The 18,089-nt window shown below is 60.0% G+C and carries 15 protein-coding genes and 4 tRNA genes; 13 read left to right on the top strand and 6 right to left on the bottom strand.

The annotated features are described in order from the left end of the window. Positions 1 to 37: 37 nt before the first annotated feature. Both H097_RS29005 and H097_RS09925 read right to left on the bottom strand, forming a co-directional pair. Positions 38 to 901, bottom strand: a complete 864-nt coding sequence (locus H097_RS29005; RefSeq protein ID WP_032859428.1) for a GGDEF domain-containing protein — start codon at positions 899 to 901, stop codon at positions 38 to 40. A gap of 77 nt (positions 902 to 978) precedes the next feature. After that, complete coding sequence (locus tag H097_RS09925) at positions 979 to 2,370, bottom strand: aldehyde dehydrogenase family protein (RefSeq protein WP_032859430.1); 1,392 nt, start codon at positions 2,368 to 2,370, stop codon at positions 979 to 981. Positions 2,371 to 2,474: 104 nt separating this feature from the next. Between H097_RS09925 and H097_RS09930 the strand changes: the two genes are divergently transcribed. Next, positions 2,475 to 3,341 (top strand): LysR family transcriptional regulator, encoded by an 867-nt coding sequence (locus H097_RS09930; RefSeq protein WP_032859431.1) that lies wholly within the window; start codon positions 2,475 to 2,477, stop codon positions 3,339 to 3,341. 28 nt (positions 3,342 to 3,369) lie between these two features. Here H097_RS09930 and H097_RS09935 read toward each other — a convergent pair whose 3' ends face one another. After that, positions 3,370 to 3,579: a hypothetical protein gene (locus H097_RS09935; protein WP_029294097.1), complete on the bottom strand. Its 210-nt coding sequence runs from the start codon at positions 3,577 to 3,579 to the stop codon at positions 3,370 to 3,372. 243 nt (positions 3,580 to 3,822) lie between these two features. Continuing rightward, entirely contained in the window at positions 3,823 to 5,019 is a 1,197-nt protein-coding gene (locus tag H097_RS09940) for an amino acid aminotransferase (RefSeq protein WP_032859434.1), read from the bottom strand. A 343-nt stretch (positions 5,020 to 5,362) separates the two neighbouring features. Here H097_RS09940 and uvrB point away from each other — a divergent pair, with 343 nt between their 5' ends. Further along, positions 5,363 to 7,378, top strand: a complete 2,016-nt coding sequence (uvrB, locus tag H097_RS09945; protein WP_032859436.1) for an excinuclease ABC subunit UvrB — start codon at positions 5,363 to 5,365, stop codon at positions 7,376 to 7,378. 109 nt (positions 7,379 to 7,487) lie between these two features. Here uvrB and H097_RS09950 read toward each other — a convergent pair whose 3' ends face one another. Both H097_RS09950 and H097_RS09955 read right to left on the bottom strand, forming a co-directional pair. Next, positions 7,488 to 8,978 carry an MDR family MFS transporter gene (locus H097_RS09950; protein WP_169851778.1) on the bottom strand — a complete coding sequence of 497 codons (1,491 nt, stop codon included), beginning with the start codon at positions 8,976 to 8,978 and terminating at the stop codon, positions 7,488 to 7,490. Between the two features lie 49 nt (positions 8,979 to 9,027). Next, positions 9,028 to 10,074, bottom strand: coding sequence for an HlyD family secretion protein (locus H097_RS09955; RefSeq protein WP_032859438.1), 1,047 nt, complete (start codon positions 10,072 to 10,074; stop codon positions 9,028 to 9,030). A 198-nt stretch (positions 10,075 to 10,272) separates the two neighbouring features. Here H097_RS09955 and gltX point away from each other — a divergent pair, with 198 nt between their 5' ends. The 11 genes from gltX (at position 10,273) to H097_RS10010 (ending at position 18,032) form a co-directional block, all read left to right on the top strand. Next, positions 10,273 to 11,754 (top strand): glutamate--tRNA ligase, encoded by a 1,482-nt coding sequence (gene gltX, locus H097_RS09960; protein WP_032859440.1) that lies wholly within the window; start codon positions 10,273 to 10,275, stop codon positions 11,752 to 11,754. A 147-nt stretch (positions 11,755 to 11,901) separates the two neighbouring features. Beyond that, positions 11,902 to 11,977 (top strand) — tRNA-Ala (locus H097_RS09965). 78 nt (positions 11,978 to 12,055) lie between these two features. Continuing rightward, a tRNA-Glu gene (locus tag H097_RS09970) sits at positions 12,056 to 12,131 on the top strand. A gap of 50 nt (positions 12,132 to 12,181) precedes the next feature. After that, positions 12,182 to 12,257 (top strand) — tRNA-Ala (locus H097_RS09975). A 78-nt stretch (positions 12,258 to 12,335) separates the two neighbouring features. Continuing rightward, positions 12,336 to 12,411: transfer RNA gene (locus H097_RS09980), tRNA-Glu, on the top strand. A 182-nt stretch (positions 12,412 to 12,593) separates the two neighbouring features. Further along, complete coding sequence (locus H097_RS09985; RefSeq protein ID WP_032859442.1) at positions 12,594 to 13,133, top strand: TetR/AcrR family transcriptional regulator; 540 nt, start codon at positions 12,594 to 12,596, stop codon at positions 13,131 to 13,133. Positions 13,134 to 13,163: 30 nt separating this feature from the next. Continuing rightward, positions 13,164 to 13,997, top strand: coding sequence for an alpha/beta fold hydrolase (locus H097_RS09990; protein ID WP_032859445.1), 834 nt, complete (start codon positions 13,164 to 13,166; stop codon positions 13,995 to 13,997). Positions 13,998 to 14,052: 55 nt separating this feature from the next. Continuing rightward, the gene (locus H097_RS09995) at positions 14,053 to 14,493 is read left to right on the top strand and encodes a thioesterase family protein (protein ID WP_032859447.1); all 441 of its coding nucleotides are present in this window, start codon (positions 14,053 to 14,055) and stop codon (positions 14,491 to 14,493) included. 166 nt (positions 14,494 to 14,659) lie between these two features. Continuing rightward, positions 14,660 to 15,619: a tRNA-dihydrouridine synthase gene (locus tag H097_RS10000; protein ID WP_032859448.1), complete on the top strand. Its 960-nt coding sequence runs from the start codon at positions 14,660 to 14,662 to the stop codon at positions 15,617 to 15,619. Between the two features lie 117 nt (positions 15,620 to 15,736). Further along, positions 15,737 to 16,186, top strand: coding sequence for an Hsp20 family protein (locus H097_RS10005; RefSeq protein WP_032859450.1), 450 nt, complete (start codon positions 15,737 to 15,739; stop codon positions 16,184 to 16,186). 571 nt (positions 16,187 to 16,757) lie between these two features. Beyond that, a complete protein-coding gene (locus H097_RS10010) occupies positions 16,758 to 18,032 on the top strand; it encodes a cell envelope integrity protein TolA (protein WP_156356784.1) in 1,275 nt (424 codons plus the stop codon). Positions 18,033 to 18,089: the final 57 nt, after the last annotated feature.

The following is an 18,089-nucleotide window of genomic DNA, read 5'->3' on the forward strand; positions in this document are numbered from 1 at the left end:
AGAGTTCTCTGGGGCGGATGAGATCGGGGCTTTTACCTTACCCCGCCGCACGGTGCAGTTTTTTCACCCGGTACATATCACCATCGGCATGGCTGAGCAGGGTGTCGGCGTCTTCGCCATCGGCGGGGTACAACGCTACGCCGATGCTGCATGACGGCATGGTTACCCCGCCAAATTCAGCACCCAGGGGGGCGGCCATGACAGCAAGGATCTGTTGCACTTTTTCGGTCACGGCGTCTTCTGACTGCAGGTCTGTCAGCAGCACGGTAAATTCATCACCGCCCATGCGCGCGACGGTGTCGGTTTCGCGCACGCAACCTTCCAGGCGCCGGGCAATTTCACACAGTACGCGGTCGCCGGCGGCATGCCCGTAACCGTCGTTGATACCTTTGAAGTCGTTGAGGTCGAGGAACAGCAACGCCAGGCTGCTGCTGTGGCGGCGTGCCTGATGCAGGGCCGAGTCCAGGCGATCGCTGAACAGCGAGCGGTTGGTCAGGGCGGTCAGCGGGTCGTGATGGGCGAGGAAGCGCAGTTCTGTCTCGGCCTGGGTGAGGGCCGTTATGTCCCGTGCCACGCCGATCCGCGCGCCGACGTCCTCGGACCAGAAAGCTGCCCACAGGATATGCACCACCCCACCATCCTTGCGGATGTAGCGGTTGCGAAAGTCCACATGGGGCTGGCCGTTCATCACCCGGATAATCGAGGCCCGGGTGGCCGCCAGGTCTTCAGGGTGCATGTAGTCGGTGATCAGGGTTCCGGTCAGCTCTTCGGGTCGATAACCGAGCAGCGTCTCGCAGGCATCACTGACAAATGCAATCTGGTTGTCCCGGTCGACCACGAAAACCGTGTCCAGCATCAGGTGGATCAGTTTGGGATACAGCGCTTGTAGGTCGACGTGCATAGGTCAGGGCGGTCCGGGTCAAAAACGCCCTGATCATATCCCGATCACGCTGGGGGACGGCGAGGAATCTCGTCGGATTACGTGCGATCGACCCATACCGTTTGCGCGTTGCAGAACTCTCGCACGCCGAAGTGCGACAACTCACGGCCAAACCCACTCTTTTTCACCCCGCCAAACGCTACCCGAGGGTCGGACACGCTGTAGGCGTTGATAAAGATGCCGCCGGTTTCCAGTTGGTTGGCGATGCGACGTGCCTTTTGCGGGTCGGCGGTGAAGAGGCTGGCGGTGAGGCCGAATTCGCTGTCGTTGGCCAGGGCCACGGCGTGTTCGGCGTCGCGCGCGGTGATGATCGAGGCCACGGGGCCGAACAGTTCCTGTTTGAACGAGGTCATCTGGTCGGTGACGTTGGCCAGGACGGTGGGTGCGTAGTAGTTGCCCGCGCCTTCGATGGGGTGGCCGCCGAGCAGCAGGGTGGCGCCTTCGTCGAGGGTCGCCCGGACCTGGCCGTGCAGCTCGTCGCGCAAGTCGAAACGGGCCATGGGGCCGATGTACGTGTCGCTTGAGGTCGGGTCACCCATCACCAGTTGACGGCTGGCGTCGAGGAACTTGGCGGTGAAGGCTTCGACCACGCCTTGCTCGATGATCAGGCGCTTGGCGGCGGCGCAGACCTGGCCGGAGTTCTGGAAGCGTCCGATCACGGCAGCTTGCACGGCGGCATCGAGGTCGGCGTCGTTGAGCACGATGAACGGGTCGGAGCCGCCCAGTTCGAGCACACACTTTTTCAGCGCGGCGCCGGCCTGGGAGCCGATGGCGATGCCGGCGCGCACGCTGCCGGTGAGGGTCACGGCGGCGATGCGTGGGTCAGCGATGGCTTGGGATACGCCGTCGGCGGTCACGTTGATCACTTCGAACAGGCCCTCGGCGAAACCGGCTTTGTCGAAGGCCTGTTTCATCAGGTACGCACTGCCCATTACATTGGGCGCGTGTTTGAGTACGTAGGTGTTGCCGCTGAGCATGGTCGGTACGGCGCCGCGCAGCACTTGCCAGACCGGGAAGTTCCACGGCATCACGGCGAGGATCGGGCCCAGTGGACGGTATTCGATCTGGGCGTGGCCGTTGTCTACCAGCGTCGGTTCCGGGGCGAGCATGGCCGGGCCGTGGGCGGCGTACCACTCGGCCAGCAAGGCGCATTTTTCGATTTCGCCACGGGCCTGGGCGATGGGCTTGCCCATTTCCAGGGTGATCATTTGCGCCATCGTTTCGGCTTGTTCGCGCAGGGCGCTGGCCAGGGCCAGGAGTAATTCGGCGCGTTGTGCCACGGGGGTGTTGCGGCCGCTGCGAAAGGCCCTGCTGGCGCGGGTGAGGGCGGCGTCCAGTTGTGCGGCGGATTGGTACGGGTAGCTGGCCACGGTTTCGCCAGTGGCGGGGTTGATCGACAAGGCATGGGTCTGGTGAGTAATGGCGTTCATGGCACCGTCCTGCGCAGTATTTGGGAAGGTGCCCAGCGTACGGCGCTGTACCTTTTCCTGGAACTGAATAATATTAAGCAATACGTTCACGTTTGGAGAATGATTTGGATCTGGTGCAGTTGGAGATTTTCAAGGCCGTGGCCGAGCAAGGCAGCATCAGTGCGGCCGCGCAGTTGATTCATCGAGTGCCGTCGAACCTGACCACGCGCATCAAGCAACTGGAGCAGGATCTGGGCGTCGAGCTGTTTATCCGTGAGAAAAGTCGACTGCGCCTGTCGCCTGCCGGCTGGAATTTCCTCGGCTATGCGCGGCGTATTCTCGACCTGGTGCAAGAGGCCCGCGCCACCGTGGCGGGGGAGGAGCCCCAGGGGCCGTTTGCCCTGGGCTCGCTGGAAAGCACCGCGGCTGTGCGTATCCCGGCGTTGCTTGCGGCGTATAACCAGAAACACGCCAAGGTGGAGCTGGACCTGACCACCGGGCCATCGGGGACGATGATCGAAGGTGTGCTGTCGGGACGCCTGGCGGCGGCGTTTGTCGATGGCCCGGTGCTGCACCCGACCCTGGAAGGGGTCGCGGTGTTTGAGGAAGAAATGGTGGTGATCGCGCCGCTACACCATGCGCCGATCACCCGTGGCCAGGATGTGAACGGGGAGAGCATCTATACCTTTCGCTCCAACTGCTCATATCGGCACCACTTTGAGCGCTGGTTTTCCCAGGATGCATCGGTGCCCGGCAAGATTTTCGAGATGGAGTCGTACCACGGCATGCTCGCCTGTGTCAGTGCCGGCGCGGGGTTGGCGTTGATGCCACGCAGCATGCTGGAGAGCATGCCGGGGTTTACCACGGTGAGCGTGTGGCCGCTGGCGGATGAGTTCCGCCTGCTCGACACCTGGCTGATCTGGCGGCAAGGGACGGTGTCGCAGAGCCTGGACAGTTTTGTGCGGTTGCTCGAAGAGCGGGGGACACTGTAGGAGTGATCCCGCCCACCTTTGTTCTGTGTCAGCCGCCAAATTGCAGGGTGCCCATCGCCAGTTTGGCCATCAGCGCCGTGGCGCCCAGTTGCACCAGCCACAAGGCCAGGCCGCCGAGGAACACGCCCAGGGCCACTTGCAGGACCAGGCTTTTTTGCCGCTTGGCTTGAGGCGTGCGCGGGGTGAAGTGGTCCAGTTCGTCGCGGTCGGCACGCAGGTCCAGGTCGTCGTTTCTCATAAAAGTCTCATCGCAAAGGGCAGTCGTGCTTCAGTCTAGGGGGCTTGCCTTGCCAGCGCTGAGCTTTTTGTAGGAGCGAGCTTGCTCGCGAAGAGCGTGAGGGCGTCGCGCTCCTTCAGGGGGCTCGCGTTATTGTTGAGGTTTTTCGTCGGAACGCCGCCCGGAGACAAGCTCGCTCCTACAGGGGCAAGGCACAAAAAAGGGGAAGCCATTGGCTTCCCCCTTCGTACTACGCGATCAGGCTTACAGCACCTGCACAATCGCCTTGGTCACTGCACCGATGTTCGCCTGGTTCAACGCCGCCACGCAGATGCGGCCGGTGTCCAGGGCGTAGATGCCGAACTCGCTGCGCAGGCGGGTGACTTGTTCTACGGTCAGGCCGGAGTAGGAGAACATCCCACGCTGGCGACCGACGAAGCTGAAGTCGTGGCCTGGGGCAGCCTTGGCCAGTTCGTTGACCATCTGCTCGCGCATGCCACGGATGCGCAGGCGCATTTGTGCCAGTTCGGCTTCCCACTGGGCGCGCAGTTCCGGGCTGTTGAGCACCGCCGCTACAATCGCTGCGCCGTGGGTCGGCGGGTTGGAGTAGTTGGTGCGGATCACGCGCTTGACCTGGGACAGGATGCGCGCGCTTTCTTCTTTCGATTCGCTGACGATGGACAACGCGCCGACGCGTTCGCCGTACAGCGAGAACGATTTGGAGAACGAGCTGGACACAAAGAAGGTCAGGCCCGATTCGGCGAACAGGCGCACCGCAGCGGCGTCTTCGTCGATACCGTCGCCAAAGCCCTGGTAGGCCATGTCGAGGAACGGCACCAGGTTCTTGGCCTTGACCACTTCCAGCACGTCTTTCCAGTCGGCTGGGCTCAGGTCGACGCCAGTCGGGTTGTGGCAGCAGGCGTGCAGCACGACGATGGACTGGGCGGGCAGGGCGTTGAGGTCTTCCAGCAGGCCGGCACGGTTCACGTCGTGGGTGGCGGCGTCGTAATAGCGATAGGTCTGCACCGGGAAACCGGCACTTTCAAACAGGGCACGGTGGTTTTCCCAGCTTGGGTCGCTGATGGCGACGACGGCGTTGGGCAGCAGTTGCTTGAGGAAGTCGGCGCCGATTTTCAAAGCGCCAGTGCCGCCGACCGCTTGGGCGGTGATCACGCGGCCAGCGCTGAGCAGCGGCGAGTCGGTGCCGAACAGCAGCTTTTGCACGGCCTGGTCGTAGGCGGCGATGCCATCAATCGGCAAGTAGCCACGGGCGGCGTGTTGCGCCACACGAATGGCTTCCGCTTCGGCAACGGCACGCAGGAGCGGAATTTTCCCCTCCTCGTTGCAGTAAACGCCCACGCCAAGGTTGACCTTGGTAGTTCGGGTATCGGCGTTGAATGCTTCGTTGAGGCCCAGGATAGGATCGCGTGGTGCCATTTCGACAGCGGAGAACAGGCTCATTTTTGCGGCAGCTCTATGGGGGAATGGAGGGACGTGTCGCGCTCCAGCCGAATGCACTAGAGCGGTGCACAAACGGGGAGCTAGTATAGAGGCCAACACCGCTCGCGGCGACAGCCGAAACGGCTTTTCGGCCAAGTTTTTCGGTTTATTTATCGACCGTTAGTCTTATTGCAACATTGATGGTCACAGGCATGTAGGACGATTGCCTTGAAACCCATCACATTCACCTCCACTTCTACAGTTATCATGGTTTTTTCCTACGGCTCGCTCTGGAATTTTGCGGGCGGTGGTCTTTTTCGTTCCCGACGGGTTTACAGTCCGGGGTGACTTCAAGAGGTACGTTATGTCGGATTTCCAACTAGTCACCCGCTTTGAACCTGCTGGCGACCAGCCCGAGGCCATCCGCCTGATGGTCGAAGGCATCGAGGCCGGCCTGGCGCACCAGACGCTGCTCGGGGTGACCGGTTCAGGCAAGACCTTCAGCATTGCCAATGTGATCGCACAGATCAATCGCCCGACCCTGGTGCTGGCACCGAACAAGACCCTGGCCGCGCAGTTGTACGGTGAGTTCAAGGCGTTCTTCCCGAACAATGCGGTGGAGTACTTCGTTTCCTACTACGACTACTACCAGCCCGAAGCCTATGTGCCGTCCTCCGATACGTTTATCGAGAAGGATGCGTCGATCAACGACCATATCGAGCAGATGCGTCTCTCGGCGACCAAGGCGTTGCTGGAGCGCAAGGACGCGATCATCGTCACCACGGTCTCGTGCATCTACGGCCTGGGCAGCCCGGAAACCTATTTGAAGATGGTGCTGCACGTCGATCGCGGCGACAAACTCGACCAGCGCGCCTTGCTGCGCCGCCTGGCGGATTTGCAATACACCCGCAACGACATGGACTTTGCCCGCGCGACCTTCCGGGTGCGTGGCGATGTGATCGATATTTACCCGGCGGAATCGGACCTGGAAGCGATTCGTATCGAGCTGTTCGATGATGAGGTGGAGAGCCTGTCGGCCTTCGATCCGTTGACCGGCGAAGTGATCCGCAAGCTGCCGCGTTTCACCTTCTATCCAAAAAGTCACTATGTGACGCCGCGCGAGACCCTTTTGGATGCCATGGAAGGGATCAAGGTCGAGCTGGCCGAGCGCCTCGAATACCTGCGTTCCAATAACAAGCTGGTGGAAGCCCAGCGCCTGGAGCAGCGCACGCGCTTTGACCTGGAGATGATCCTGGAGCTGGGTTACTGCAACGGCATCGAAAACTATTCGCGCTACCTGTCGGGCCGTGAGTCCGGCGCACCGCCGCCGACGCTCTACGACTACCTGCCGGCAGACGCCTTGTTGGTGATCGACGAATCCCACGTCAGCGTGCCGCAAGTCGGCGCCATGTATAAAGGCGACCGCTCGCGCAAGGAAACCCTGGTGGAATACGGCTTCCGCCTGCCTTCGGCGCTGGATAACCGGCCGATGCGCTTTGACGAGTGGGAAAGCATCAGCCCGCAGACCATCTTTGTATCCGCCACGCCGGGCAACTACGAGGCCGAGCATGCTGGGCGGGTGATCGAGCAACTGGTGCGCCCCACCGGCCTGGTTGACCCGCAGATCGAAATCCGCCCGGCGCTGACCCAGGTCGACGACCTGCTGTCGGAAATCACCAAGCGCGTGGCGCTCGAAGAGCGGGTGCTGGTCACCACGCTGACCAAGCGCATGTCCGAAGACCTGACCGATTACCTGGCCGACCACGGCGTGCGGGTGCGCTACTTGCACTCGGACATCGACACGGTGGAGCGTGTGGAAATCATCCGTGACCTGCGCCTGGGTACCTTTGATGTGCTGGTGGGGATCAACCTGCTGCGTGAAGGCCTGGACATGCCCGAGGTGTCGCTGGTGGCGATTCTCGATGCCGACAAGGAAGGTTTCCTACGCTCCGAGCGCTCGCTGATCCAGACCATCGGCCGTGCCGCACGTAACCTCAATGGCCGCGCGATTCTGTACGCCGACCGCATCACCGGCTCCATGGAGCGGGCCATCGGCGAGACCGAGCGTCGCCGCGACAAGCAGATTGCGTTCAACCTGGCCAATGGCATCACCCCTAAAGGTGTGTTCAAGGACGTGGCCGACATCATGGAAGGCGCCACCGTGCCCGGCTCGCGCAGCAAGAAGCGCAAAGGCATGGCCAAGGCGGCCGAAGAAAGCGCCAAGTACGAAAACGAATTGCGCTCACCGAGCGAAATCACCAAGCGCATTCGCCAGTTGGAAGAGAAGATGTACCAGTTGGCGCGCGATCTTGAGTTTGAAGCGGCGGCGCAGATGCGTGATGAGATTGGCAAGTTGCGCGCGCGGTTGCTGACTGTCTGATGTGTGCTGACTGTTGGGGCCTCATCGCAGGCAAGCCCGCTCCCACATTTGAATGTATTCACACATCCGAATATGGGAGCGGGCTTGCCTGCGATGGCGGCGCCTCGGTCTAATGGGCTTCCCCAGCCTTGAGCCCCGCCGGCAACGCCTTGGTCAAAAAGATCGCCAGCATACTCACCGCCAACGCCAACCCGACAAAGTGAAACGCATCGTTATAGGCCATGATCTGCGCCTGCTGATGCGCAATCTCGCTGAGCTTGGCCAGTGCCGCCGTTTCATTGCCAAATGTCTGCGTCAGCGTTGCCATGCGCTCGGCTACTTGCGGGTTGGTCGGCACAATCGCCTCGCGCAAGTAATCAAAGTAGGTCTTGGTCCGCGCATCCAGCAGGGTTGCCAGCAGCGCAATGCCGATGGCACCGCCCAGGTTGCGCAAGATGTTGAACAGGCTCGACGCCGAGCCCGCGTCCTGGGGCAGGATGTACGCCGTGGCGATCAACGAAATGGTGACCATGATCAGCGGCTGGCCAAGGGCTCGGATGATCTGGATCTGGTTGAACTGGCTGCCGGCAAAGTCCGGATTGAGTACGCCCGAGGAAAAACTCGCAAAGCCAAACAGGCCAAATCCCACCGCGCAAAGCCATTTCGGTGACACGTACTTCATCAATTTCGGCACCAGCGGGATCAGGAACAGCTGCGGCACGCCCATCCACATGATCACTTCGCCGATTTGCAGGGCGTTGTAGTTCTGGATCTGCGCCAGGTACAGCGGCAGCAGGTAGATCGAGCCATACAGCCCCACGCCCATGCCCAGGCTGGAAATACTCGACAGGCCGAAGTTGCGGTTGGCCAGGATTCCGAGGTTGATCAGCGGGTTGGGCTTGGACAACTGCACGATGACAAAGGTAATCAGGCTCAACAGCGCGATGCTGCCCAGGCTGACAATCAGGCTCGACTCCAGCCAGTCCTTGCGATGTCCTTCTTCAAGAAACACCTGCAGACAACCGAGGCCCACGGCCAGAGTCAGGATGCCCATATAGTCGGTGCTTTTGAGTAGCTCCCAGTGCGCGGCCTTTTTCTCCAGGCCGTAGAGCAGGCCGGCGATCATCAACAGGCCTGGCGGTACGTTGATATAGAAGATGTATTCCCAGCCCCAGTTCTCCGTGAGCCAGCCGCCAATGGTCGGGCCAATGGAGGGGGCGAAGGTGGCCGTCATGGCGAACATTGCCATGCCCTTGGCGCGGTGGTGTTCGGGGAGTTTGATCAGGGTCAGGGTAAAGGCCAGCGGGATCAGCGCGCCGCCGGTAAAGCCTTGCAGGGCGCGGAACACAATCATGCTTTCCAGGCTCCAGGCCATGGAGCACATCAGCGAGGCGATCAGGAAACCCACCGAGACCCACACCGCCAGGCGCCGTGCCGACAGCAACTGCACCAGCCAGGCGGTGAGGGGGATCATGATGATTTCGGCGACAAGGTAGGAGGTGGAAATCCATGAGCCTTCTTCCAGGGTGGCCGACAGTGCGCCCTGGATATCTTTGAGCGAGGAGTTGGTGATCTGGATGTCGAGCACCGCCATAAAGGCGCCGAGCATCACGCTCATCACCGCGATCCAGTCGCGCCGGGTCGGTTCGCCGACGGGGCGCAGCAGTTGATCACCGGCCATGGTCAGGGTCTTGGATCTTTACTTTGACGGTGACCGACATGCCGGGGCGGATTTTGCCCTGCAGCGGGTTGTCGGCGGCAAACGTGAGTTTTACCGGGATCCGTTGTACGACTTTGGTGAAGTTGCCGGTGGCATTGTCTGGCGGTAACAGGCTGAACTGCGCGCCGGAGGCCGCGAACAGGCTGTCGACCCGGGCCTCGATGGGCGTGTCGCCGTAGGCGTCGAAGGTCAGTTCGGCCGACTGCCCGGGGGCCATATGGCCGATCTGGGTTTCCTTGAAGTTGGCCTGGATCCAGATGTCCTGGTCGGGAACGATGGACAGCAGGTAGGCGCCGGCCTGCACATATTGGCCATTGCGCGCGGCGCGCTGGCCGATCAGGCCGCTGATGGGTGCGTGGATTTCGCTGCGGGTCAGGTTCAACTCGGCTTGGGCCAGGTCAGCGCGGGCATTGGCGATCTGCGCGTCGAGACGCTTGATCTCGGCGTTCAGGGCGCTGACCTGCTGGCGCTGGCCTTGCAGGTCGGCCTGGGCCTTGGCCACTTGGGAGCGGGCGATATGGCTGTCGGCGGACAGGGTGGTGACGCGTTCTTCCGAGACGTAGCCGGGTTTGCGCAGGGTTTGCGCGCGGGACAAGTCGATCTGCGCGCGGCCCAGGGTCGCCTGGCTGGACGACACCTGGGCATCGGCGGCGGCGATCAGGCTGGCCTGCTGGGTCAGCTTGCTCGTGGCCTGCAAACGTTCGGCCTCACGGGTGGCAAGGGTCGCGTTGGCGCGGTCGATGGCCAGCAAGAAGTCGTCCTGTTCCAGGATGACCAGCAACTGGCCCTTTTCCACATGCTCGTTGTCGCCCACCTTGACCTCGGCGATACGTGCGCCGAGCTGGCTGGAGATCCGCGTTATCTCGCCCTGCACGTAGGCGTTGTCGGTGCTTTCATAGAAGCGCCCCTTGAAGAACCAGTGGGCAAAGAAACCCGCGGCGATCAGGGCGACGATAAACAGGAAGATAAACAGGCGGCGTTTGAGTTGGGCAGGCATGGCGGCGCAGTGTCAGTTACAAAAGGTAATGGAATATAGCCAGCTAACGATCTGGCAAATAGCTATGTCGTGGTTGCAGCCCCAACCTTGGCTTATATGCCCTTTGTTGATCGGCCCACGCTGGAGCCGGGGGGCTTGGGGCTGTTACCATTCGCCCCTTGTTTTATTTTCAGCTTTATTGCCCATTCGAGACCCGCCATGACCACCGTCCGCACGCGCATCGCGCCATCGCCTACTGGGGATCCCCACGTCGGTACTGCCTACATCGCCTTGTTCAACTACTGCTTTGCCAAGCAGCATGGCGGCGAATTCATCCTGCGGATCGAAGACACGGACCAGGTACGTTCGACCCGTGAGTCGGAACAGCAGATTTTCGATGCCCTGCGCTGGTTGGGCATTACCTGGGCTGAAGGCCCGGATGTGGGCGGCCCACACGGCCCCTATCGCCAGAGCGAGCGCAGCGACATCTACAAGAAGTACACCCAGCAACTGGTCGACATGGGTCATGCCTTCCCGTGCTTCTGCACTGCCGAAGAACTGGACCAGATGCGCGCCGAGCAACAGGCCCGTGGCGAAACCCCACGCTACGACGGCCGCGCGCTGCTGCTGTCCAAAGAAGAAGTGGCCCAGCGCCTGGCTGCCGGCGAGCCTCACGTCATCCGTATGAAAGTGCCGAGCGAAGGCGTGTGCGTGGTGCCGGACATGCTGCGTGGCGACGTGGAGATCCCGTGGGATCGCATGGACATGCAAGTGCTGATGAAGACCGATGGCCTGCCGACGTACTTCCTGGCCAACGTGGTCGATGATCACCTGATGGGCATCACCCACGTGCTGCGCGGCGAAGAATGGCTGCCGTCGGCACCGAAACTGATCCTGCTCTACGAGTACTTCGGCTGGGAACAGCCGCAGCTGTGCTACATGCCGCTGCTGCGTAACCCGGACAAGAGCAAGCTGTCCAAGCGCAAGAACCCGACTTCGGTGACGTTCTACGAGCGCATGGGCTTTATGCCTGAAGCGATGCTCAACTACCTGGGCCGCATGGGCTGGTCGATGCCGGACGAGCGCGAGAAGTTCTCGTTGCAGGAAATGGTCGATAACTTCGACCTCTCGCGCGTGTCGCTGGGCGGGCCGATCTTCGATATCGAGAAGCTGTCGTGGCTCAACGGCCAATGGCTGCGTGACCTGCCGGTGCAAGAGTTTGCCAGCCGTGTGCAGCAGTGGGCGTTGAACCCCGAGTACATGATGAAGATCGCGCCGCTGGTGCAGGGCAGGGTGGAGACGTTCAGCCAGGTCGCACCGCTGGCCAGCTTCTTCTTTGCCGGTGGCGTGAGCCCGGATGCCAAGCTGTTCGAGTCCAAGAAACTCTCGGGTGACCAGGTTCGCCAACTGATGCAGTTGATCCTGTGGAAGCTCGAAAGCCTGCGCCAGTGGGAGAAGGATGCAATCACCGCGACCATCCAGGCCGTGGTCGAATCCCTGGAATTGAAGCTGCGCGATGCCATGCCGCTGATGTTTGCCGCCATTACCGGGCAAGCCAGTTCGGTGTCGGTACTGGATGCGATGGAAATCCTTGGCCCTGACCTGACCCGTTTCCGTCTGCGCCAAGCCCTTGATTTGCTTGGTGGTGTGTCGAAGAAAGAAAACAAGGAATGGGAAAAGCTGCTGGGCGCGATCGCTTAAACAGCCTGTTGCAGCGACGAAACCCCGGTTTTCTGGGGTTTCGTCGGTAAGTGATTGTTATCCCGGCAAAAAACTTTGGAAATTGTTGAAAATAAATTTGACACGTTTCCAAACCGCCATTAAGATTCGCCCCGTCCTCACCGATGAGGGGCTATAGCTCAGCTGGGAGAGCGCTTGCATGGCATGCAAGAGGTCAACGGTTCGATCCCGTTTAGCTCCACCAATTTACAGGTTCAAGGTCTGGCCACACCGTCCTTGAATCGATCAGTTCTCAGCGCTGATCAGTTGTACAGAAGGTTTTGTCCCCTTCGTCTAGTGGCCTAGGACACCGCCCTTTCACGGCGGTAACAGGGGTTCGAGTCCCCTAGGGGACGCCAGTTTCAACAAGCAGCTCGAAAGGTCTGCTGCGCCGCGAGGCGAAAAATCCGGGGCTATAGCTCAGCTGGGAGAGCGCTTGCATGGCATGCAAGAGGTCAACGGTTCGATCCCGTTTAGCTCCACCAATTTACAGGTTCAAGGTCTGGCCACACCGTCCTTGAATCGATCAGTTCTCAGCGCTGATCAGTTGTACAGAAGGTTTTGTCCCCTTCGTCTAGTGGCCTAGGACACCGCCCTTTCACGGCGGTAACAGGGGTTCGAGTCCCCTAGGGGACGCCACGATTACCCGCTCTGCGGGATTTTTAAGGGTCATTCAATTATTGAATGGCCCTTTTGTTTGTCTGGCGTTTGGGTTTTCTCCCTCCCTCTTCAAAAAACTTCTTCTGACCAACGGTCGAATTCACCGCTTGCTAAAAAGTATTATGAAGATAATATTTTAACCGTAATATTCGGAGGCCGTCATGAGCGATAAAAAAGCGCAAACCCGTGAACGTATTCTGCAGGCCGCCAGTTCCGCGCTGATCCAGCGTGGCCCGGCCGAACCGAGTGTGGGTGAAGTCATGGGGGCCGCGGGGCTGACCGTGGGTGGCTTCTACGCCCACTTTGAAAGCAAGGACGCCTTGATGCTGGAGGCGTTCGAGCAGCTATTGGCGCGGCGTCGGGCGTCTATCGACGACATGGATCCCAGCCTGACAGGCGAAGAGCGGCGCGCCCTGGTGGCGGCGTTCTACTTGTCGCGCAAGCACCGTGATTCTACCGCCCAGGCCTGCCCGATCCCGGCCACGGTCGGCGAGATGAGCCGCTTGCCGGATGAGTTTCGCGAGGTGCTCAACCAGCACGTCGAACTGATGGCTGCGCAACTGGCCGCCAGCCCGGAAGACACCGACAAGGCCCTGGCCGACATGGCCTTGATGATTGGTGGCCTGGCCTTGGCTCGGGCCTTGGGGCCTGGCGAATTGTCGGATCGTGTATTGCGCGCCTCCAAGTCGGCAGTGCGCTGAACAAGGCTCATGAGCCTGGGGAGTGAATGGATGAGCACCTTGAGCTGGATTCGTCGCGTCAATGGCACCTTGGGCAGGTTGGCGCCGCAGACCATTGCCAATCAGATGCGTCGCGCCTTCATGACGCCGCGGGACTTGCCGCCGAGGGATTGGGAGTTGCCGCTGCTGGCGCAGGCCGAGCGCATTACCTTGCGCTTTGGCCTGTCGGCCCTGCGCTGGGGCCAGGGCCCGACGGTGCTGATGATGCATGGCTGGGAAGGGCGTCCGACCCAGTTCGCCAGCCTGATCGATGCACTGGTGGGCGCGGGTTACTCGGTGATAGCCCTCGACGGTCCGGCCCATGGTCGTTCGCCGGGCCGCGAAGCCCATGTGGTGCTGTTTGCCCGGGCGATGCTGGAAGCTGCCGCTGAGTTGCCACCCTTGCACGCGGTGGTTGGCCACTCCATGGGTGGCGCCAGTGCGATGCTGGCCATCCAGCTGGGCCTGCGCACCAATGCGCTGGTGAGCATTGCTGCCCCTTCACGCTTGCTGGATGTATTGCGCGGCTTTGCTGGCGTAGTCGGCATGCCGGAGCGGGCGCGTGCGGCGTTTATCCAGGAGGTCGAGTATTCCCTGGGCATTCCGCTCAAGCACCTGGATGTGGCTCATTATCAAATGAATATCCCCGGGCTGATCGTGCATGCCGAAGACGATACCTTCGTCCCGGTCAAAGCTTCGCAGATGATTCACGAGGCCTGGTTCGACAGCCGCCTGTTGCGCCTGGAGCAGGGTGGGCACCAGAAGGTCCTGGCCGACCCGCGAGTGGTCGAAGGCGTGCTGGCGCTGCTGGCTGGCTGTCGTGAGCCGGCGCGGCAAACCGCTTGAGTGCAACGATGGGTTACACTGCTCCCCGCCGACACTAATCGACCGGGAGCAGGGCATGGGCTGGGACTTGGCAAAGCCGTTTATCATTGATCTGCAGGTGGCCCCTGAGGACATCGATGGCCTGGGGCATGCCAACAATGCTGTCTATGTGTCGTGGCTGGAGCGTTGCGCCTGGCGCCATTCCCAGCGCCTGGGCCTGGACCTCACCGAGTACCGGCGCCTGGACCGGGCCATGGCAGTGGTGCGCCACGAAATCGATTACCTGGCGGCCGGCTACGAAGGCGATGAGCTGCAACTGGCAACCTGGATCGTCGATTGGGACCAGCGCCTGAAAATGACCCGGCACTTCCAACTGATGCGCCCCAGCGATGGCACCACCTTGTTGCGTGCGCAAACCACCTTTGTCTGTATCGAACTCTCCAGCGGTAAGCCCAAGCGCATGCCGGCGGAGTTTATCGAGGGCTATGGCGTGGCGCTTACGGCATTGTCCATGTAGGAGCGAGCTTGCTCGCGAAGAGCGTGAGTACGCCACGGGTATCAGGTTCCCCGCGTTATCGTTGACGTTCATCGCGAGCCAGCTCGCTCCTACAGGGGACGGTAGGGTTAACGGTTGCTGTGGGAAACCCAGTAAACTGCGCCACGTTTTTCGTTGAGTGTTTTCCATGCAAATTGCTTTGGCGCCCATGGAGGGGTTGGTCGACAACATCCTGCGGGACGTGCTGACCCAGGTGGGCGGTATCGATTGGTGTGTGACCGAATTTATCCGGGTCAACGACCGCCTGCTGACCCCTGCCTATTTCCACAAGCTTGCTCCTGAACTGTTGCACGGTGCCAAGACCGCTGCGGGCGTGCCGTTGCGCGTGCAGTTGCTGGGCTCCGACCCCGTGTGCCTGGCGGAAAACGCCGCGCTGGCCTGTGAGCTGGGTTCTGAAGTGATTGACCTGAACTTCGGCTGCCCGGCCAAGACCGTCAACAAGTCCCGCGGTGGCGCGGTGCTGCTCAAAGAGCCGGAACTGCTCAACCAGATCGTCGAACACGTGCGCCGCGCTGTGCCAGCGCATATCCCGGTGACCGCCAAGATGCGCCTGGGCTTCGACAGCCCGGACGGCGCGCTGGTGTGCGCCACGGCCCTGGCCGAAGGCGGTGCAGCGCACATTGTGGTGCATGCACGGACCAAGGCTGATGGCTACAAGCCGCCAGCCCATTGGGAGTGGATCCCGCGTGTGCAGGACGTGGTCAAGGTGCCGGTGTTCGCCAACGGCGATATCTGGAGTGTTGATGACTGGCGGCGCTGCCGGGAAATCAGCGGTGTCGAAGACATCATGCTCGGTCGCGGCCTGGTTGCACGGCCCGACCTGGCCCGGCAAATCGCGGCCGCGCGGGCTGGCGAAGAAGTGGTCGAGATGACTTGGGAGCAGATGCAGCCCATGCTCCAGGAGTTCTGGACGCAATCGGTGGCGCAGTTGACTGAGCGCCAGGCGCCTGGCCGACTGAAGCAATGGCTGGCCATGTTGACGCGTAATTACCCGCAAGCCGTTGAGCTGTTCACAGCCTTGCGGCGTGAAACCGATCTGGAGCAAGTCAGCCGCTTGCTGGGGATGCCCCATCCGCAAGCGGTCTGAAAGTTTCTTGAAAATGTCTCTTGAAATGCAATCAGCGGGCCTTATCTAGGGATTACACGATGCCGAATTCGGGTCGTGGAGATAAAAAACCTTGCTGATATTTCAGGAGATTTGACCATGAGTACCGCATTTTCCCTGGCGCCGCTGTTCCGCTCTTCCGTGGGTTTCGATCGTTTCAACGACCTGTTCGAGACCGCACTGCGCAATGAGCCTGGCAGCAGTTACCCTCCCTATAACGTCGAGAAGCACGGCGAAGACCACTATCGCATTGTCATTGCGGCCGCTGGTTTCCAGGAAGACGATCTGGAATTGCAGGTGGAGAAAGGCGTCTTGACCGTCAGTGGCGGCAAGCGCGACACCAAGACCGAGAGCGTCACCTATCTGCATCAAGGCATTGCCCAGCGGGCTTTCAAATTGTCGTTCCGCCTGGCGGACCATATTGAGATCAAGGCCGCTGACCTGAATAACGGGTTACTGAGTGTCGATCTATTGCGAGTTGTGCCGGAAGAAGCGAAAGCCAAACGCATCCCGATCAATGGGGTGCAGAAGCCGGCTCTGCAACACTGAGTGCATGTTTTTAAAATTGTCATCACTTTGAAAAAGGGCGCCTCTGGCGCCCTTTTTTTGTTTAAGGCACTGAGGGAAACGTAGGTGGTTTAACGGGTGGCAGTGATAGTTATGACTAGTTGAGGCGTGGTGTTTTATTTTTTTGTACTAGCAGGTATGTGTAACTTGTTTTTGTTTTTATGCAGAATTGGATGTTGTAGAGGAGGTTTTGTTTTTAGGTTTTTCCGGGAGTAACAACTGTATTGTTTGCGCGGGAGATATCATGAGGCGTGTCGCAAGGGGGCAAGCAATGATGACGTTTTTTTTCATTAAGGCAGTTTATTAATGGGTGTGACGTTATTTCTTTCAAGGAAAGGCCTGGAGAACCGATGTTCTGTAGAAGTCCATAGGTAAAAATCCGAAGTTTTCTATTGGTGTCCTTATGTTTTTGACGATTTCTGGAACTCGAACGATTTTTGCCCCACGAAACCAGTGACTTTGATTCGGTTGCTGCCGCTTCAGGTCGTAAGTAAATAGTGTTCGTTCTGGGTATTTGAATACCCTGGTGCTGTTCTGAGAAGAGGAATGACTAATGTCTTATCTATCTGTTAATAATCCTCCGAGCGTTAATCTCGGTAATCGTCAAGTTGATCTGCCTGCACCGATACCTACTCCACTTGGTGGTAGTGATGCGAGTAAGTTACTTGGCCATAACCCGAAAGTTTTTCCCGAGCAAATCCGGAATGTTGAGGTCGGGCGGGACAGCGCAACCGTTGGTACGGATGCTCTTTCAAAACTGCTTGATATGTTTGAGCTTCTATTCAAGGCCATGCGAGATGTTTTGTCTGGCAAAACAAAATCGCCTGACGCCCAGCCCGCTGCTGATAAGCCTTCTGAGACCAGGCCGCTACCAGGGAGCAACCCGGTGATTGGGGGCAAGGACGCCAAGGTGCAGCTTGAGGCAGACAAGCAACCCGAGAAGAAACCGGACGCCGAAGGCAAGCCAGCGATCCCGGGCAAGGACGCCAAGGTGCAGGTTGCGCCAGACAAGCAATCCGAGAAGAAACTGGACGCCGAAGGCAAGCCAGCGATCCCGGGCAAGGACGCCAAGGTGCAGGTTGCGCCAGACAAGCAACCCGAGAAGAAACCGGACGCCGAAAGCAAGCCAGCGATCCCGGGCAAGGACGCCAAGGTGCAGGTTGAGGCAGACAAGCAACCCGAGAAGAAACCGGACGCCGAAGGCAAGCCAGCGATCCCGGGCAAGGACGCCAAGGTGCAGGTTGCGCCAGACAAGCAACCCGAGAAGAAACCGGACGCCGAAAGCAAGCCAGCGCTCCCGGGCAAGGACGCCAAGGTGCAGGTTGAGGCAGACAAGCAACCCGAGAAGAAACCGGACGCCGAAGGCAAACCTGTGGTCCCGGGCCAAGACGCCAAGGTGCAGATTGAGCCTGGCAAGCAACCGGTGGTGATACCGGAGATCAGGATTCTGCCAAGGGTTCCGGGCAAGGATTTGAACGTGTTGTCTGACACTGCTGTTCGGGTGAATGTTGATGTCCATGTGAACAATTGCCACTGTCCTGCGCCCCTTCGGCCAGCGGTTCCAGGGGGTGATGTAAGTGTGATGTCTGATACGCAGCCCAAGCCTGCGGTGGTACCTGGGACAGAAGGACGAGTGAGGCCGAGTTTGGAGTCCAAGCCTGCGGTGGTACCTGGTACCGATGCTCAAGTTAAGCCTGATGTAGTTCCTCCGCTTGTCCCGGGTGTGGTACCCGATAAGCCCGTGCCGGATACCGATTTGACTTCTCCCGGTCCTGAGTGTGGTCCTGGTGAGATGAGTTGGACTCGGAATTTTTATCGCCGTCGATAGTCCTTCTCTCGATTTCGTAAACGTCAACTTAAGAGATTAAATTCAATCATTTGCTTC

This window comes from Pseudomonas sp. FH4, from assembly GCF_000510915.2.
GTDB lineage: Bacteria > Pseudomonadota > Gammaproteobacteria > Pseudomonadales > Pseudomonadaceae > Aquipseudomonas > Aquipseudomonas brenneri.

What these genes read in the sequence shown, in the direction of transcription:
- H097_RS29005 (WP_032859428.1), bottom strand. Translation starts at nt 901, where the DNA reads ATGCACGTCGACCTACAAGCGCTGTATCCCAAACTGATCCACCTGATG.
- H097_RS09925 (WP_032859430.1), bottom strand. Translation starts at nt 2,370, where the DNA reads ATGAACGCCATTACTCACCAGACCCATGCCTTGTCGATCAACCCCGCC.
- H097_RS09935 (WP_029294097.1), bottom strand. Translation starts at nt 3,579, where the DNA reads ATGAGAAACGACGACCTGGACCTGCGTGCCGACCGCGACGAACTGGAC.
- H097_RS09940 (WP_032859434.1), bottom strand. Translation starts at nt 5,019, where the DNA reads ATGAGCCTGTTCTCCGCTGTCGAAATGGCACCACGCGATCCTATCCTG.
- uvrB (WP_032859436.1), top strand. Translation starts at nt 5,363, where the DNA reads ATGTCGGATTTCCAACTAGTCACCCGCTTTGAACCTGCTGGCGACCAG.
- H097_RS09955 (WP_032859438.1), bottom strand. Translation starts at nt 10,074, where the DNA reads ATGCCTGCCCAACTCAAACGCCGCCTGTTTATCTTCCTGTTTATCGTC.
- gltX (WP_032859440.1), top strand. Translation starts at nt 10,273, where the DNA reads ATGACCACCGTCCGCACGCGCATCGCGCCATCGCCTACTGGGGATCCC.
- H097_RS09985 (WP_032859442.1), top strand. Translation starts at nt 12,594, where the DNA reads ATGAGCGATAAAAAAGCGCAAACCCGTGAACGTATTCTGCAGGCCGCC.
- H097_RS09990 (WP_032859445.1), top strand. Translation starts at nt 13,164, where the DNA reads ATGAGCACCTTGAGCTGGATTCGTCGCGTCAATGGCACCTTGGGCAGG.
- H097_RS09995 (WP_032859447.1), top strand. Translation starts at nt 14,053, where the DNA reads ATGGGCTGGGACTTGGCAAAGCCGTTTATCATTGATCTGCAGGTGGCC.
- H097_RS10000 (WP_032859448.1), top strand. Translation starts at nt 14,660, where the DNA reads ATGCAAATTGCTTTGGCGCCCATGGAGGGGTTGGTCGACAACATCCTG.
- H097_RS10005 (WP_032859450.1), top strand. Translation starts at nt 15,737, where the DNA reads ATGAGTACCGCATTTTCCCTGGCGCCGCTGTTCCGCTCTTCCGTGGGT.
- H097_RS10010 (WP_156356784.1), top strand. Translation starts at nt 16,758, where the DNA reads ATGTCTTATCTATCTGTTAATAATCCTCCGAGCGTTAATCTCGGTAAT.